The sequence below is a fragment of the Tsuneonella flava genome, from assembly GCF_002870965.1.
GTDB classification, from domain to species: Bacteria; Pseudomonadota; Alphaproteobacteria; order Sphingomonadales; family Sphingomonadaceae; genus Tsuneonella; species Tsuneonella flava.
The window spans coordinates 534,707-549,459 of the sequence record NZ_PHSO01000004.1; the positions used below are offsets into that span (position 1 = coordinate 534,707).

At 61.0% G+C, this 14,753-nt stretch carries 13 protein-coding genes; 11 read left to right on the forward strand and 2 right to left on the reverse strand.

Translation table 11 applies throughout. From position 1 onward, the window contains the following. Nucleotides 1-832 precede the first annotated feature (832 nt). From CV013_RS06190 to CV013_RS06220, 7 genes are all read left to right on the forward strand, one after another. Nucleotides 833-1,339: a GNAT family N-acetyltransferase gene (locus tag CV013_RS06190; protein WP_102154363.1), complete on the forward strand. Its 507-nt coding sequence runs from the start codon at nt 833-835 to the stop codon at nt 1,337-1,339. Between the two features lie 249 nt (nt 1,340-1,588). Beyond that, nucleotides 1,589-2,695, forward strand: coding sequence for an OmpA family protein (locus CV013_RS06195; protein WP_102154364.1), 1,107 nt, complete (start codon nt 1,589-1,591; stop codon nt 2,693-2,695). Between the two features lie 259 nt (nt 2,696-2,954). Beyond that, entirely contained in the window at nt 2,955-3,506 is a 552-nt protein-coding gene (locus tag CV013_RS06200; RefSeq protein ID WP_102154365.1) for an ECF-type sigma factor, read from the forward strand. A gap of 353 nt (nt 3,507-3,859) precedes the next feature. After that, a complete protein-coding gene (locus tag CV013_RS06205; protein ID WP_102154366.1) occupies nt 3,860-4,834 on the forward strand; it encodes a YadA-like family protein in 975 nt (324 codons plus the stop codon). Between the two features lie 188 nt (nt 4,835-5,022). After that, entirely contained in the window at nt 5,023-7,503 is a 2,481-nt protein-coding gene (locus CV013_RS06210; protein WP_190276515.1) for a serine/threonine-protein kinase, read from the forward strand. A gap of 108 nt (nt 7,504-7,611) precedes the next feature. Next, nucleotides 7,612-9,807 (forward strand): autotransporter domain-containing protein, encoded by a 2,196-nt coding sequence (locus CV013_RS06215; RefSeq protein WP_102154368.1) that lies wholly within the window; start codon nt 7,612-7,614, stop codon nt 9,805-9,807. 68 nt (nt 9,808-9,875) lie between these two features. Continuing rightward, a complete protein-coding gene (locus tag CV013_RS06220) occupies nt 9,876-10,262 on the forward strand; it encodes a hypothetical protein (RefSeq protein WP_123639932.1) in 387 nt (128 codons plus the stop codon). Between the two features lie 22 nt (nt 10,263-10,284). Here the strand turns inward: CV013_RS06220 and CV013_RS06225 are convergent, their stop codons facing one another. After that, entirely contained in the window at nt 10,285-10,785 is a 501-nt protein-coding gene (locus CV013_RS06225; protein WP_123639931.1) for a hypothetical protein, read from the reverse strand. Further along, complete coding sequence (locus tag CV013_RS06230) at nt 10,782-11,357, reverse strand: hypothetical protein (RefSeq protein WP_123639930.1); 576 nt, start codon at nt 11,355-11,357, stop codon at nt 10,782-10,784. The genes CV013_RS06225 and CV013_RS06230 overlap by 4 nt, the downstream gene beginning before the upstream one ends. A 119-nt stretch (nt 11,358-11,476) precedes the next feature. Between CV013_RS06230 and CV013_RS06235 the strand changes: the two genes are divergently transcribed. The 4 genes from CV013_RS06235 (at nt 11,477) to CV013_RS06250 (ending at nt 14,620) form a co-directional block, all read left to right on the forward strand. Next, nucleotides 11,477-12,025, forward strand: a complete 549-nt coding sequence (locus CV013_RS06235) for a DUF1285 domain-containing protein (RefSeq protein WP_102154576.1) — start codon at nt 11,477-11,479, stop codon at nt 12,023-12,025. After that, nucleotides 12,022-12,621 (forward strand): CoA pyrophosphatase, encoded by a 600-nt coding sequence (locus CV013_RS06240; RefSeq protein WP_102154372.1) that lies wholly within the window; start codon nt 12,022-12,024, stop codon nt 12,619-12,621. The genes CV013_RS06235 and CV013_RS06240 overlap by 4 nt, the downstream gene beginning before the upstream one ends. After that, nucleotides 12,614-13,789 (forward strand): CCA tRNA nucleotidyltransferase, encoded by a 1,176-nt coding sequence (locus CV013_RS06245; RefSeq protein WP_102154373.1) that lies wholly within the window; start codon nt 12,614-12,616, stop codon nt 13,787-13,789. Before CV013_RS06240 ends, CV013_RS06245 begins: the two co-directional genes overlap by 8 nt. Nucleotides 13,790-14,077: 288 nt before the next feature. Continuing rightward, on the forward strand, nt 14,078-14,620 hold the full coding sequence (locus CV013_RS06250; protein ID WP_102154374.1) for a hypothetical protein: 543 nt from the start codon (nt 14,078-14,080) through the stop codon (nt 14,618-14,620). Nucleotides 14,621-14,753 lie beyond the last annotated feature (133 nt).

Genomic DNA, 14,753 nt, shown 5'->3' on the forward strand with positions numbered 1-14,753 from the left:
ACCGCACCCAACTCAGCGTATCATCAGCCGGGGGATAAAATGTATCCCACTATGGAGGTATTATGCCTCCTCCCTTCGGGCGATATTTTCGAAGCCCGACACCACAGCGCCCAAATGAAACCAACTATTAATTAGTTAAGTATAAATAAAATATCCATTTTGCTTGAAATGTTTCAATATTGCCGATAGATGAATATTGATTTTTTGATATAATATCCGCCGGATGGGTTTAGGGTTTCTCCATCCGTTATCGATGCACGCTTGTGTGGCACGAAGGGATGGTCAGTGGTTCAGTTATCGTATGGCGTAATCGCAGACGCCTCTTCGACCGCAATATCGTATATTATAATAATATATATCGTAGCAGCCCTTGCCATTCCCGTTATTGCAGTGCGCGCACTGCCCAAATCCCGCGCATCAAAGATATTCAGAAAGAATATCTGGTATGTTATATTTAGTCCATTTATTCTTTTTATAATAATTATTGTTAATTCTTTATATTATACATCAAAATCATTATTAATAATTAAAATAATATTTATTCGACTTCTTGAAGCGGCGATGGGCCGCAAAATGTATAAACGCGTACGATCGTACGAGTATTTCGGCTATTACTCCAACGACAAGTCGAGATACTCCAGCACCCCAACCCGCACCAAGCCTCATCAACCGGAAGAAGAGCTGGTGGGCGAACACCAGCGCTGAATTGCCACGGGCCTGTCGTTATACGTGGTACCCGGCTCTCCTTTCGCCCCCTCATTGCCGAACTGCGCCCTCTCCCAAGAATTTCTCCATCGACTTGGCCCATCGCTGGCCCTAACGGCACGCCGATATGGCGACTATCGTTCCCCTTGAGGCTGTCGATCCGCAGCTGATCGAAGAATTGCTCGACGAGGCATTCGGGCCGGATCGTTTTGCGCGCACCGCGTATCGCATCCGCACCGGGATGGACTGGCTGCCCGGCCTCAGCTTCGCGGCAATGGACGACGACGATTTCCTTGTCGGCACGATCCAGCTCTGGCCCGTGGCGCTGACCGATCCGCAAGGGCGCGCGCACCCAATGCTGATGGTCGGCCCGGTGGCGGTGATGCCCGGCCATCAGGGCGAGGGATACGGCAAAGCGTTAATGGCTGCTGCGCTTGGCGCAATCGATCCGCAGGCCCCGTTGCCGCAAGTGCTGATCGGTGACGCGGAATATTACGGACAATGGGACTTCTCCGCCCGGATGACTGGCGGCTGGAACTGCCCCGGTCCCTATGAGAAACACCGCCTGCTCGCCCGCGCCAGCAGCGATGCTGTTCTGCCCGAACAGGGGATGCTTGGCCCGTGGATGGGATAAATAGCTGACCGGCTGAACCCAACTGCATTGACAACCAGAGTGATGCCACCGGATCAACCTGCGGCGGCCGTACCGATACTCGCCGCCACCCGCCAACGCGCCTGCCTCAAAATATACTCTCTGGCCGCGTAACGAGCTAACCTCCCCCGATATTTTCCTCCCCACTTTCCAGATTGGCGGACTTCGCCGTCCGGCTGCGTTGATCCTGATGCACGGAGATTTTCCAGCCGACGGAGGGGATACGACAGCATGGCTATTCGAATATTCAACCAACACGCACGCATCATCGCAGCAAGCACAGCGCTGGCAATCATCGCTGTGGCACCGGGCCATGCATCGGCGCAGGGTTTGTTTGGCCAGATTACCAAGAGGGTAAAACAGGCGGTCCAGTCCGAAGTTACCAAGAAGGCTGAAAAGGAAACACGCAAGGCCACCCGGTGCGTTCTGGGGGAAGCCGACTGCGCCGCTCAGCAACGCCAGCGCAACAGCAGATCAGCGAACGGCAGCACTGCTTCGGCAGACCTCACCTCAGGGCCAAGCGCCTTGATTTCGCCCTACCCCGGCTCTGTAGAGCAAAGCCGGGAGTATCAGGACTATACCGACTATCCACGCGTCATCGGCATGGACCGGAGCCGCCATGCCGAAACGCAGGTACTCGAAGGCGCATTGACCCGCCTGCTGTATTCCAACCCCAAAGGCCGTTCGACCCTCGAATTGATCCGCAACTATCGTAATGCTCTGGAAGCGCGAGGTTTCAAGGTCGATTACGAAGTCCCCAATGCCAAAAGTTGGATTCTCAATATTCGCGAGGCCAACGGCATGATCGCCTATGGCACGGATGTGCGCTATTTTACCGGCAAGCTGCGGTATAACGATGGCACCGCATACGTTTCCATTCTGGTCTATCGCGAAGCCAGCGGGTTTGGCCGGACCAATATCCATATCCTGCAAACCAACGAGATGGATGCCGGCATGGTCGGGGTCGATCCTTCAGCAATGGCCGCCGAGCTGGAGCGTAGTGGCGAGGTCAACCTAAAAGGTGTGTTCTTCGACACCGGACGCGCCACATTACGCCCTGAATCCAGCGCGGAACTGGATACCGTGGCATCCCTTATGGCGTCACAGCCACAACTGACGATGAAAATCGTCGGTCATACCGACAGCACCGGCAGTATGGCGAACAATCAGGCGCTCTCCCTTCGACGCGCCGGAGCGGTACGGGATGCCCTGATAGCGCGCGGCGTAGATGGTCAGCGATTGCACGCGATCGGTATGGGAAGCCGCGATCCAATCGCCAGCAATGCGACCGACGAAGGCAGAGCTCAAAATCGCCGGGTCATGCTTGTGCGGCAATGACAGCAACAAGGGCTGTGGCGAGCCTGTGAAAAGAGCCTGGTGCAGAATAAACGCTTTGAACCGGCTGTCTCCGGGAATCTGCGTCACTCGCTACCGGATATAGATCATGCTGCGTCGTTCGCGGGTTTGATATAGCAACCAAAGCGGCCCCAAAACGACATCGCCCGACAGGAATACCTGATGATGGCTCTCTGACATCGGGGTGCCGCTGTCAGGTATTCCTTGAAACGGATACAAATTCCGCAATAGACATAGGGTGATGACCAGTCGTGCAAACCCGCTTCCGGCAAGGGACGGCCAACTCAGCCTGTCGGAGGAGTTGCTTGCCGAAACATATGATGCACTACGCAGGATCGCGTCGCGCCAGTTGTCGCGACAATCCGGTACGCCCTCCCTCAACACGACCCTGATCGTCCACGAGGCATGGCTGAAGCTGGCCGGAGATGAACAGCGGCGGTTTAACGACCGCAATCACTACCTCGCCACCGCTGCCAGAGCGATGCGGCAAATTCTGGTGGATCATGCCCGGCGCAAGGCGACCGACAAGCGCGGCGCTGGCGCGGTGCATATCGATATCGACGATTGCTTTGTCGCGGAAGCAACGCCGATGAATGCCGTGCTCACTGTGGATGAAGCGTTGGAGGCGTTGTCTGCCCATGCGCCTGAGCTGGAGCCGGTGGTCGAATGCCGCTTTTTTGGCGGACTGACCACTCAGGAAACCGCCGATGCGCTGGGCCGATCGGTCCGTACCGTTGAACGGCAATGGGCCCGCGCGCGCGCCTATCTGAGCGAGGAATTCCAGCCGGAATAACGGCGCACGCCGGCATACCGTCACACGCTGGAGTGGATCCCGGGACCATTCCTGCACTGCAATCGGTCGCTGCCCCTGACCGGCGATGAGCTTTCCGCGATCGCCCGCCCTCACCTCTCCATAAGTTACGATACGCACGGCATTTGCGTCCAGCGGCAGAATGTTGCCACGTGATTGACGTGACTTGTGCTGGCTCGGTCGCGCCATGTTTCGCACCCTCTGGTGGCGGGAATGGCTGCCAGGCTGCGTTGTTCCTTGCATGCCCCCTCTCCTCTCACGCGCTGAACACCGGCGCGCCACTACTTTCGGCGATCGCAATTCATCTTTCACGCAGTAACTGAAGGACTTCATTCATGGTAAAATACAAACTGTCTGTATGCTCACGGCCTACGCTTGCCATCGCGCTGATGAGCAGCATGTTATGCTTGCTTCCTGCTTCTCCGGCCCATGCCGATAGCACTGTCGAATGCAATGTCGGGGCCGGGAACAGCTCTAGCGAATGCGGTGAAAACAGTCTTGCCACCCGCCTTGCTTCAACTGCCGTCGGCGCACTTACCAGGGCAACGGGGGACAGATCAACTGCTGTCGGTGCAGGAGCTGACGCTAATGGCGATCGTTCGATTGCCGTCGGCCAGGCTGCCTTTGCTAGCGCTGACGATACCATCGCAGTTGGCAGAGCCTCCAACGCGACCTTCAGCAATGGTATTGCTTTGGGCGCCGGTTCTGCTGCTCTGGCCACCAATTCGGTGGCGATAGGATATCGTTCTCTGGCGGAGGAGAACAATACTGTCTCTATCGGCAGTGAGGGCGCCGAGCGGCGGCTCGTCAATGTTGCTGACGGCATCAACAGCACCGACAGTGCCAATATGGGCCAACTCAACAAGGAGACGGCCCAGCGCACCGCCGCAGATGCAGCGTTGCAGGGCAATATAGACACCAACACCGCCGGGATCGCTGCCAACACGACGGCCATCGCGACCAATACGGCGGATATTGCCGCCAGCATGGCCGCAGTCGCCAGCAGCATCGGCGGGATTTCAGCCAATACCGCACGGATCGACGATCTGTATGCGATCACAGACAGCAACCGGCGTCAGGCACAGCGTGGAACCGCTGTCGCCCTGGCGCTGACGGCAGCGCCGATGCCGTCCCAAGCGGGAAAAACCAGCTATACTTTCAATCTGGCGACCTATCGCGGGGCGCAGGCCGCGGGGTTATCTCTCGCTCACCGTGTGGACAGCGATAACCCGTTTGCCATAACCGTCGGCGCTTCATTTGCTGGCAAAGGGGATGTGGCGGCGCGGGTCGGTGTTGCCGGAGAGTTTTGAATCAGCGCGGCTGTGTGGCCTCGGCTCATCATCGGCCAGACCCTATGCCGCGCTTCTTTGTCCCTGCTCCGTTCACGGGGAAGGAGCAGGACACACTTGGTCGGCGTTCGAATTTGAGCCATGATTGCGTATCGGAGGGGGCGCGGACATTCGATGATGGGAGAATAGCTTAGGCAATGCCGCACAACATGGGGTCTCGACCGGGCGCGGATGCCCGGCAGCGTGTCGATAGCGCGTTCGAGGCAGTGCTTGATCTGCCCGATGGCGATCGTGCGGCATGGGTTGACCGTCATTTTGCCGATGCTCCCGAACTGGCGCACCGCACCCACCGGCTGATCTCGGCTGAACGGCGCAGTCGAAAACTGTTCGCAAACTTGCAATTCGAACGGGATTGCGTGTTGGGAACGGCCATTCCCGATATTGCCCAGGCGCCGGGCGACGACCCACGGATCGGCCGTCGCTATGGGCCGTGGCGCGTCATGCGGCATCTGGGATCGGGCGGGCTTTCCGAGGTTTATGCAGTGGTCCGCGACGATGGTCGCTATCAGCAAGATGCCGCGCTGAAGATATTGCGTAGCGGCCATTTCGGGTCCGATGCCAAGGCGTTGTTCATGCGCGAACGCCGCACGCTGGCAAGCCTCAACCATCCGGCGCTCGTGCGGATCATCGATGGTGGCGAAACCGCGACCGGATCGCCGTGGCTGGTGATGGAGCAGGTCGAAGGACAGCCGATCACCGATTATGCACGTGAACAGGCACTGCCGTTGTCGGCACGGCTCGACCTCGTCGCGCAATGCGCCGATGCGCTGCAGGCCGCGCATGAACGCGGTGTGTTGCATGGTGATATCAAACCCGATCACCTGATCCTGCAAAGCGATGGGATGGTCCGGCTGCTCGATTTCGGGATCGCGCAATTGCTGGGGGAAGACGGTGCGGCAGATGAAGTCGTCGCCCTCACCCCGGCCAGCGCTTCGCCTGAGCAATATGAAGGACAGCGACTGACGACCGCGAGCGACATCTTTCAGCTGGGCAAGATATTGGAGGAGATCACGGCGGGAGAGCGGGCTGGCCCCGAACTTGCCGCAATCATCGCGCGTGCGACCGCCCCCGATCCCAGCAGCCGCTATCGTTCGGCAGCCGCGCTGGCCACCGATTTGCGACGTTTGCTGCAGGGTCAGGCAACCGAGGCGCTGCCCGACAACACACCGCGGGCACTGAAGCGGATCATGCGGCAGAATCGATTGGCGAGCGCACTGGCGGTTCTCGTCCTTGTCGCGCTGGCCGGGTGGGGTGCCACGGCGACAGTCGGCGCCTGGCGCATAGATCGCGCGCGGCAGACTGCCGAGCTTGCCGCCGATCGCGCGGAACGCGGGCGACAGGCCTTGCTTGACCTGTTCCGCCGTGCCGATCCGCTCGAACTCGATGCAACCGGGCCGGTTTCATCGAACAGTATTACAATCATCGATGAAGCGCTGGCCGATGCCAGGAAACGGCTGGCGGACGACCCGGCCCTGTTGGGACGGCTCAGCGGATGGGCAGCACGGTTACATCAGCGCGCCGGACAGGATGGCCGGGCCGCCGCACTGGCTGCGGATGCGGAGGCGTTTGCGCGACAGGCTGATGGGACGCAAAGTAGCAAATATGCCGCTGCGCTCGCCTATCGTGCGCGGCTGGCGATTGAGCGCGGGGCAACGGTGCCAGGCAATGCAGACATGGTACGTGCGCTTGAAATCGTCGATCGCGCCGGAGCCAGCGACGAGGCTTCGCTCGACACCCTGTTACTGGCAGCCTGGTCGAAAGAGGGGGACTGGCAGGCACAACTGCCGCTGTTCCGCCGTGCCGCCGCACTGGCGGAAACACTCGATATCGATGACGCGCGGATCGAAGCGGGATCGGGCATTGGCCGCGCGCTGGATGGGTTGGGACAACTGGACGAAGCCGAGCGGCAAGTGCGGTTCGTGCTCAATCTGGCGGAAAAGCGATATGGCCCAGACCATCCGCGCCTCACTTTGCCGTTGTCCGATCTGGGGCGGATCGCGCAGCATCGCGGCCAGCCGGAAGACGCGGCCCGGTGGCACCGGCGCGCACGCGACATCGCGATTGCCGCCTATGGGTCCGATACACCGGCGGTTCTGTCCCACCGCAACAACCTCGCAATGGCATTGCAAGCGGCGGGCGATCTGGCCAGCGCAACGCGCGAACTGCGTGCGATCTACGCCTTGCGCGTTCGTAAGGACGGAGCGGATGCATTGGCCACCGGCGAAGTCGCTCAAAACCTGGCGACCGCTCTGGTTCGGGCACATAAATATAACGAAGCGGAAAAGTATCTCGCGATTGCAGAACGGGTGTTTGCCAGCAATCTGCCGGCGGGTCATCCGCGGCGTATGTTTCCCGCGCTCACGCGATCGGAAATGCGGCTGGCACAGCATCGCTGGCGTGAGGCAGAGGCCGCAGCAGCGCGGGCGCTGGGCGGTTTGCGAAACGCCCTGCCTGCCGGCCATTTTGCCATCGCCACCGCCCAATGCCGGGTTGCCACAGCACGGCTGGAACAGGGCGACAGCAAAGCCCTGCCGACATTGCGGCAGGCGGTTTCCGCGTTGGGTGTAAGCGGCGCGCCCGATATCTATCGCACCCCGTGCGAAGCCGCCCTACAGCGCTTTTCTTCCTGAAATGCGCTGAACCCGCAGATAGTGGCGGAATTTCGCCGCGCTTCTCGTGATGCAAGATGACAGGCAGAGCCGTGAGGCCCCGCCACAGCTTCATTCGAGGGGATTTACATGACAGCCAAGCAGACATTCGGGCGGAATGCGAACTTGCGCCTTATCGGTATGACGAGCCTGATGGCTTTGAGCGCAGCCCTGTTACCAACTGGCGTTCAGGCACAGGATATTCCTGAAGAGGAAATGGTCGACCTTGGCGATTTGGGTGGGGACCGCTCGATCGCGACCGAGGTCAACAGCGATGGCTCTGTTGTGTTCGGGTATGCCCAGAACGAAGCGGGCGCCGTGCGGATGGTTCTGTGGCAGAATGGAGTGGCGAAGGATATCACTTTGCCCGGTGTCGTCTATAGCGAGGCGGTGCTGGATACCAGCGGCAGCTCTCGCGGGCTGATGAGCCGTGACGGATCGACCGTTGTCATTCGCGCCACGGTGGATCTGCCAGAGGGCGGAATCTACCGCTATCGCAATGGCACCGCAACACGCATCGACCAGCCGTCTGCACCGGGAGAACTGGTCATCGAAGGGGTGACCGCGCTCGATCGCGACGGGTCCACCCTCGTGGGTTTCTCCTTCGTCGATGGGGATCAGCACGCGGTCCGCTGGACCGAGGAGGGGGCGCAGGACATCGGCGTGCTTGGCGGTACAGCCTCGTCAGCTCTCGCTGTCAGCGGCGATGGCTCGATCGTAGTGGGGATATCCGACGTCGATGGCGGAAGCCGCGAGGCCTTCCGATGGTCTGGCGGCACTATGCAGAGCCTGGGCGCATTGACCGGCCAGACGACGGGCGGCGCCAACCTGATCAGCGACGATGGCAGTGTCATCGCTGGCTATGCGCGGGTATTGACCGGATCGGGCGGCGACATTCGCCGCACATTCGTCTGGCAGGATGGCACCATGTCAGACATTGGCGATCTGGGCGGGTCCAATGTCACGGCCACGGCAATCAGCGCCGACGGGTCCACGATCATCGGTCAAAGTGACCATAACAACCCCGATGTCTATAATTCATCGCAAGCCTTTTACTGGCGCGACGGTGTGATGCGTGAAATCGGCTACCTGCCGACTGACGATCCCAACGGCGCCTACACCGTTGCCAAGGCAGTCAGCGGCGATGGCGGCGTGATTGTTGGGAGTGCGCGCGGCGAAACGAGCGGGAGCTCCGTTGCCTTTCGCTGGACCGACGATGGCGGCATCGTCGCGTTGGGCACACTGGGCGGCAAAAACTCAAGAGCCACCGATGTGAGCGAAGATGGCACCACAATCGTCGGCGTGTCCGACAATGCCGCAGGGCAGAGCCGGGCCTTCATCTGGCATTCGGTCATGCAGGATTTCACCAATCTGCTCTCTTCGTTCAACGGGCTGGCCGAAGAAGGCGAACTGGCGATCGAGGAACAGCAACAGTTCACCGAAATAGCCGCCGCACCGGGCTGCGATCCGGCCCAACGGCGTTTCTGTCTGGGGGTTGAGGGATACGGCTGGACATCGGCAGGCACCGCACCAGTCGGCCGTCGCGAAGCCATCGGAGCGCGCCTCTTCGCAGGCGTGGGCCTGACAGAGGGTCTCAGCATCGGCGGGGGGTACGCCTGGGCCGATCCGTCGATCAAGGATGACCGGACGCATGAAAGTGGCGCCCATGCATGGTCGGTGTCGCTCGATTACAAGGCGGCGAGTTCGGGGCCGTTCGCCCGTTTGTGGTATGCCCACGCGCGCGAAAGCCTGTCGCTTGTCCGTGGCGAAGGCTTTGCCGACGTACAACCGATGAACGGAACTGCGGGGCTTAGCAGCGATAGCTTTGGCCTGCGCGCAGGATATGGCTTCCGCTTGCCGGGCGGCATGGATCTGCGCCCGTGGGCGGCATTTGACCGGCGCAATAGCGAACGGGATGCATTTCTCGAAGCGGGCGGCGATTTCCCGGCACACTTCGCCGCCATCGAGGCGAAACGCACAATTGCCCATGCCGGAATCGATATGGAACTGCCTGCCGGGCAAAATCCCCTGCGCCTCGGCTTTTCGCTGGAAACCGATCTGGCAGACGATCCGATCACGATCGGCGGAACCTCCGACATTCCGGGTATGGAGGCATTCACCCTGACATCGAGCCTGCACCGCAAGGATGTGCGCGCGCGCTTTGGCGCGGGATACGACGTACCGCTGGGTCCGTTGACGATCGGGATCGGCGCAAGCGCGAAAAGCCCGGTTTATGGCAGTAGCTGGCAGATCGGCGGCGCAGTGCGCGTGTCAGCGTCCTTCTGATGCGCCGTGTCGCCACCACCGCCACGTTGCTTGCCGCAGCGTGTTCTGCGACTCCGCCCGCTTCCCCAGTGCCCGATATGACGTCGGGCACACCCTATTGTGCTGGCATGGCTGTGTGGGAATTGCCCGATTATCCGGTCCGCCTTGCCGCACCATCGGGGGCGATCGTGGCGGCCGGGGGCGCCGCAGATGGTGCAGATCGCGCAGATACCGCGAGCGCGATTGACGTGACCCTGAAGACACTCGGCACCCCGGACGAAATCGCTGCATTTTATCGATGTGCCCTGCCCTATGTCGGGCACGACAGTGTCGCCCCTTTACCCGGCGGTGTGCGCGGTTTTTCTTATAAGGGACCGGACGGCAGGCAGGGCCGCGTTGTATTGCGGGTTTACGATCTTCCCTTTCCCGACGACGGTTGGGACACATTCATCAGGATTACCGAGACGCAGCGCTAGTCTGCAGAATCAGGCCAAAGGATCAGAGAGGGCCGGCAAAAGTGATGATGATATCGCGGTATCCATCGCGAGAGATGACTTGCGTCATGGCTGGCGAATCCCCCGCTCCGGTAAAACCGACAAGCTTTGTCTTCGCCCCCGGTTTATCGTTCAGTTCGGGATTGAGGTTCCTGTTTTTCGCCCATTCGTAAAAGGCATCGGCATAAGCTTTTGCATCGACCAGAGATTTGGCTTGCACCATGAACAGGTCCGGCTCGCCGTTACGCGGGATATGCGTTGCCAGATAGATATGCGCGTCTTGCGGAAGCGGCATGTCCTGCGGCATCCAGTCGGGACTGGGCAGATTGACGCTTCCCAGCAAGCTTTCGTCGCCATCCTCAACCGGAAGAATGCCATTGGCTCGGTTACCAGTGGCCCCTTTTTCGGAAACACCGGCACCGCCTGCTCCGTCGCCGCATCCGGCCAGCGACATTGCCAGAGCGAACACCAGCGCGTTCCCTGCCAAACGGCGCACCGACATCATTGCCCCGCCTTGGTGTAAGTGAGCATGAAATCGCGATCCGCGCCGTCGTCGCGGACGCGGATATTGCCGCCTTCCACCTGTTTGCCCTCGAAATAGATTTCAAGCGGGTCGGTGGTCTTGGCACGGTCCGTCAGAACATAACCGGCATCGGACAGGCGCTTTGTGAATCCTTCAACGATCGCCTCCGCGCTTTGTCGGCTGCGACCTTCGATGAAGACATCACCCGGCACTGGCGTGCTTGCGAGAACAAGCCTGGTGTCCTCCGGCAGCACGATATCGGATGGAAAATCGGCCGGAAGCTTAACAGCCTGCCCACCAGCTTGCGTCTCCACCTGCGGTGCAGTCGCGGATTGATCCGCCGATGATCCACAACCTGACAAAATGCTGGCGCCGACAAGCCCGATGAGCGTCGCATATTTTCGCATTGGCCACCTCCTGAATAATACCGTTTCACCCTGACAAACGGGAGATGCGCGCAAAATCCGCCAGAACCGCATGTGGCTTGCCGGTTTATTCGAACCACTGGATTGCTTGCTGAATGTAGCGAGGGTCGGATGGGCCATGATTTCCAAGGCAGGTGCGATGGCTGCTTCTGCCGTCCATACGGCAGCTCGATTCAACGATAACGGCAGGTTATCACCCGCTCCCGGTTGAAGCGTTCGGCATCCTCTGGCATCGGGTGCCGGACACCATGCCTTACGAACCGCCCCCGGAAATCGCCGGACTGTCGCTGGCAGAGCTGGCCGAAGCAGTGGCCGCGCGCAAATTGCCGCCGGTCGAACAGTGGGCGCCGCAAATGACGGGCGACAGCCATATGGCCATTCGCGCCGACGGTAGCTGGACCCACGAAGGCAGCCCGATCTCCCGCCCGGCGATGGTCCGCGCCTTCGCTTCGCTGCTAATGCGTGACGAAACGGAGCAGCACTGGCTGGTCACTCCGGTGCAGAAACTGTCGATCGCAGTCGAAGATGCCGCCTTTATCGCCACCGATATGGCGGTGAAAGATGGCGCGCTCGCCTTTCGCCTGAATACCGACGAGATCGTAATCGCGGGGCCGGATCACTCGCTGATCGCGCGCGGCGATGCGGACACCCCTGCGCTCTATCTCGCGGTGCGGCGCGGGTGCGAGGCGCGGCTGAACCGTTCGACATATGCCCAGCTGGCCGAACACGCGCTGTCGCAAGGCGACGACTGGCGCGTGACGAGCGAAGGCGCGAAATTCTCGCTGGTGCCGGCATGAGCGAGCTTCTCGACCGGCTCACCCGTCTATTCGAAGCGGGCCATGCGCGCGATGTCGATCTGCTGGAAGATGCGATGGCGGCACCGGAGCAACTGCGCCCCGCGGCGGTGCTGATCGCCGTGACCGACCGGCCCGATCCGGGCGTGATCCTGACGCACCGGCCATTGACGATGCGCCAGCACGCGGGACAGGCCGCCTTCCCCGGCGGCAAGCTCGACCCCGGCGAAGATGCCGTTCAGGCCGCCTTGCGGGAGGCGCACGAGGAAATCGCGCTCGACCCGCGCAATGTTCAGGTGATCGGCACGTCCGACCCGTTTCGCACTCGCACCGGGTATGACATTACGCCGGTGCTTGCGGTCGTCCCCCCCGATTTACCGCTGACGCCCAATCCGGCGGAAGTCAGCGAATGGTTCGAGCCGCCGCTGGGCTTCGTGCTCGACCCGGCCAATCAGATAAAGCGGACCATCGAATGGGATGGCGGTCCGCGCGAATATTTCGAGATCATGTGGCACCGGCACCGCATCTGGGGTGTGACCGCAGCGATCATCGGCAACCTTTCCCGCCGGATAGAACTGACGGAGCTTTTCAATGGCTGAACTGCCAAAGGCCGAATGGACCACGCGCGCGGATCTGGCGGCGCTTGTCGCTGCACTGGGTGAAGGTACTGTACGCTGGGTCGGCGGCGCAGTGCGCGATACGCTGCTGGGCGAACCGGTGCACGATATCGACGCGGCCACCACGCTGCCCCCCGAAACCGTGATCGAACGGCTGAAGAAGGCCGATATCCGCGTGATCCCCACCGGAATCGATCATGGCACGGTAACCGCCGTGCTTGATGGCGGGCCGGTGGAAGTGACCACTTTACGCAAAGATGTCAGCACCGATGGCCGCCGCGCGACTGTCGAATTTGCCAGCGAGTGGCGCGACGATGCGGCGCGGCGCGATTTCACCATCAATGCACTCTATGCCGATCCCGAAACGCTGGAGATTCACGATTACTTCGGCGGAATGGCCGATCTGGCGATGCGCCGGGTACGCTTTATCGGCAGCGCACGCGCGCGTATTCAGGAGGACCACTTGCGTATCCTGCGCTATTATCGGTTTCAGGCGCGCTTCGGCGCGGAACTGGATGCCGAGGCGGAGGATGCCTGTGCCGAGCTGGCCGAAACCCTGATGGGGCTGAGCCGCGAACGGGTGGGTTGGGAATTGCTCAACCTTCTGGGCCTGCGCGATCCCTCCCCCACGCTGGCGCGGATGCAGGCGCGCGGGGTTCTGCCGGTCGTCCTGCCCGAAGCGGGCGCGCACGAGATCGAGCACATGGAAATCATGATCGAGACCGAACAGATGTACGGTGTCCCGCCCAATGCCGTGCGCCGCCTTGCTGCATTGTTGCCGCCGGTGCCCTCCATCGCGGAAACGGTGGCTGCGCGGCTGCGGCTGTCGCGGGCGCAACGCGAACGGCTGGTCTGCGCGGCAGAGCGCAACCCGATGGACGGACGCGACGCTCATTCGCTGGCTTACGAACTGGGCACGGACTGCGCGATCGATCGCATCGTGATGCTGGGCGGCGATCCCACAGCGGTGTCCGGCTGGGAAGTGCCCAACTTTCCGCTCAAAGGCGGCCAGATCGTCAGTCGCGGAGTTACCGCCGGACCCGAAGTCGCCCGCATCCTGCGCGAAGTGGAGCGCCGCTGGATAAGCGAAGGCTTTCCATCCGAAACACGCGTACAGCAACTGCTGGAAGAGGAACTGACCGGACGCTGATCGGCCGCTGATTCCGGGCCGGGCGTCAGCTTCAGGACGAATTCAGCTTCACTGCCTTATACGATTAGGCGGTTGCCTATTCTGTCCTGAGATGGAACTAGAGCGTTTATCTGCCGTTTTCTGGCAGAACATTGCGCGCTTGCAACCGCTTTGGCGGTTGCCGCTTCGCCTGGCGAGGCATTTGCAGGGCCGCGCGCTCTGCCCTTTGCGTGTGTTTACAGTTTTGCCGGTTGTAGCGGGGCGACCCGTGTGCCCGGCGTCGTGATTGAAGTAAAACGGAGTACCCATATGAAATTTGCCAAGCTGGCCTTTGCCGCCGCCCTTGCCACTGCCGCCCTTCCCGGTGCGGCTTACGCTCAGGATGTTGCCGCCGGGGCGACTGTCTATGGCCCGCAAGGTAACGTCGTCGGCACGGTAACAAGCGTTTCGGGCGGCGTTGTGGTGCTGGATACCGGCACGCATAAGGCTCCGCTGCCTGCCAATGCATTCGGCAAGAGCGATAAAGGCCCGACCATCACTGTGACCAAGCAGCAGCTCGATGAAATGGTCTCCGCTCAGCTTGCAGCCGCGGCACAGGCGCGCGATACCGCGCTGATCGCCGGTGCTGCTGTGAATTCCGCCGATGGCAAGCCCGCCGGTACGGTCAAGTCGGTCGAAGGCGACGATGTCGTGCTCGAAACCACCGATGGCCCGGTGGCCCTCAAGCGTAACACGTTCGCAGTCGACGCCAATGGCACGCTGATGGCGCGTTATACCGCCGAACAGCTTACCGCCGCAGCAAAGGGCGGTGCTGGCGCAGACGCCACCGCCGATACGGGCACCGCTGAATAATACCAGCGTTTAGCAACAAACAGCGGGCCGGATGCGGATGCGCGTCCGGCCCGTTTTGCATGGGAAAGCGACTCCGCGCCTCGCCATCCACAACTCCATCGTGACCCCGGCCGCCGAGCCGGAGGCGCGCTTC

What these genes read in the sequence shown, in the direction of transcription:
- CV013_RS06190 (WP_102154363.1), top strand. Translation starts at nt 833, where the DNA reads ATGGCGACTATCGTTCCCCTTGAGGCTGTCGATCCGCAGCTGATCGAA.
- CV013_RS06195 (WP_102154364.1), top strand. Translation starts at nt 1,589, where the DNA reads ATGGCTATTCGAATATTCAACCAACACGCACGCATCATCGCAGCAAGC.
- CV013_RS06200 (WP_102154365.1), top strand. Translation starts at nt 2,955, where the DNA reads ATGACCAGTCGTGCAAACCCGCTTCCGGCAAGGGACGGCCAACTCAGC.
- CV013_RS06205 (WP_102154366.1), top strand. Translation starts at nt 3,860, where the DNA reads ATGGTAAAATACAAACTGTCTGTATGCTCACGGCCTACGCTTGCCATC.
- CV013_RS06210 (WP_190276515.1), top strand. Translation starts at nt 5,023, where the DNA reads ATGGGGTCTCGACCGGGCGCGGATGCCCGGCAGCGTGTCGATAGCGCG.
- CV013_RS06215 (WP_102154368.1), top strand. Translation starts at nt 7,612, where the DNA reads ATGACAGCCAAGCAGACATTCGGGCGGAATGCGAACTTGCGCCTTATC.
- CV013_RS06225 (WP_123639931.1), bottom strand. Translation starts at nt 10,785, where the DNA reads ATGATGTCGGTGCGCCGTTTGGCAGGGAACGCGCTGGTGTTCGCTCTG.
- CV013_RS06235 (WP_102154576.1), top strand. Translation starts at nt 11,477, where the DNA reads ATGCCTTACGAACCGCCCCCGGAAATCGCCGGACTGTCGCTGGCAGAG.
- CV013_RS06240 (WP_102154372.1), top strand. Translation starts at nt 12,022, where the DNA reads ATGAGCGAGCTTCTCGACCGGCTCACCCGTCTATTCGAAGCGGGCCAT.
- CV013_RS06245 (WP_102154373.1), top strand. Translation starts at nt 12,614, where the DNA reads ATGGCTGAACTGCCAAAGGCCGAATGGACCACGCGCGCGGATCTGGCG.
- CV013_RS06250 (WP_102154374.1), top strand. Translation starts at nt 14,078, where the DNA reads ATGAAATTTGCCAAGCTGGCCTTTGCCGCCGCCCTTGCCACTGCCGCC.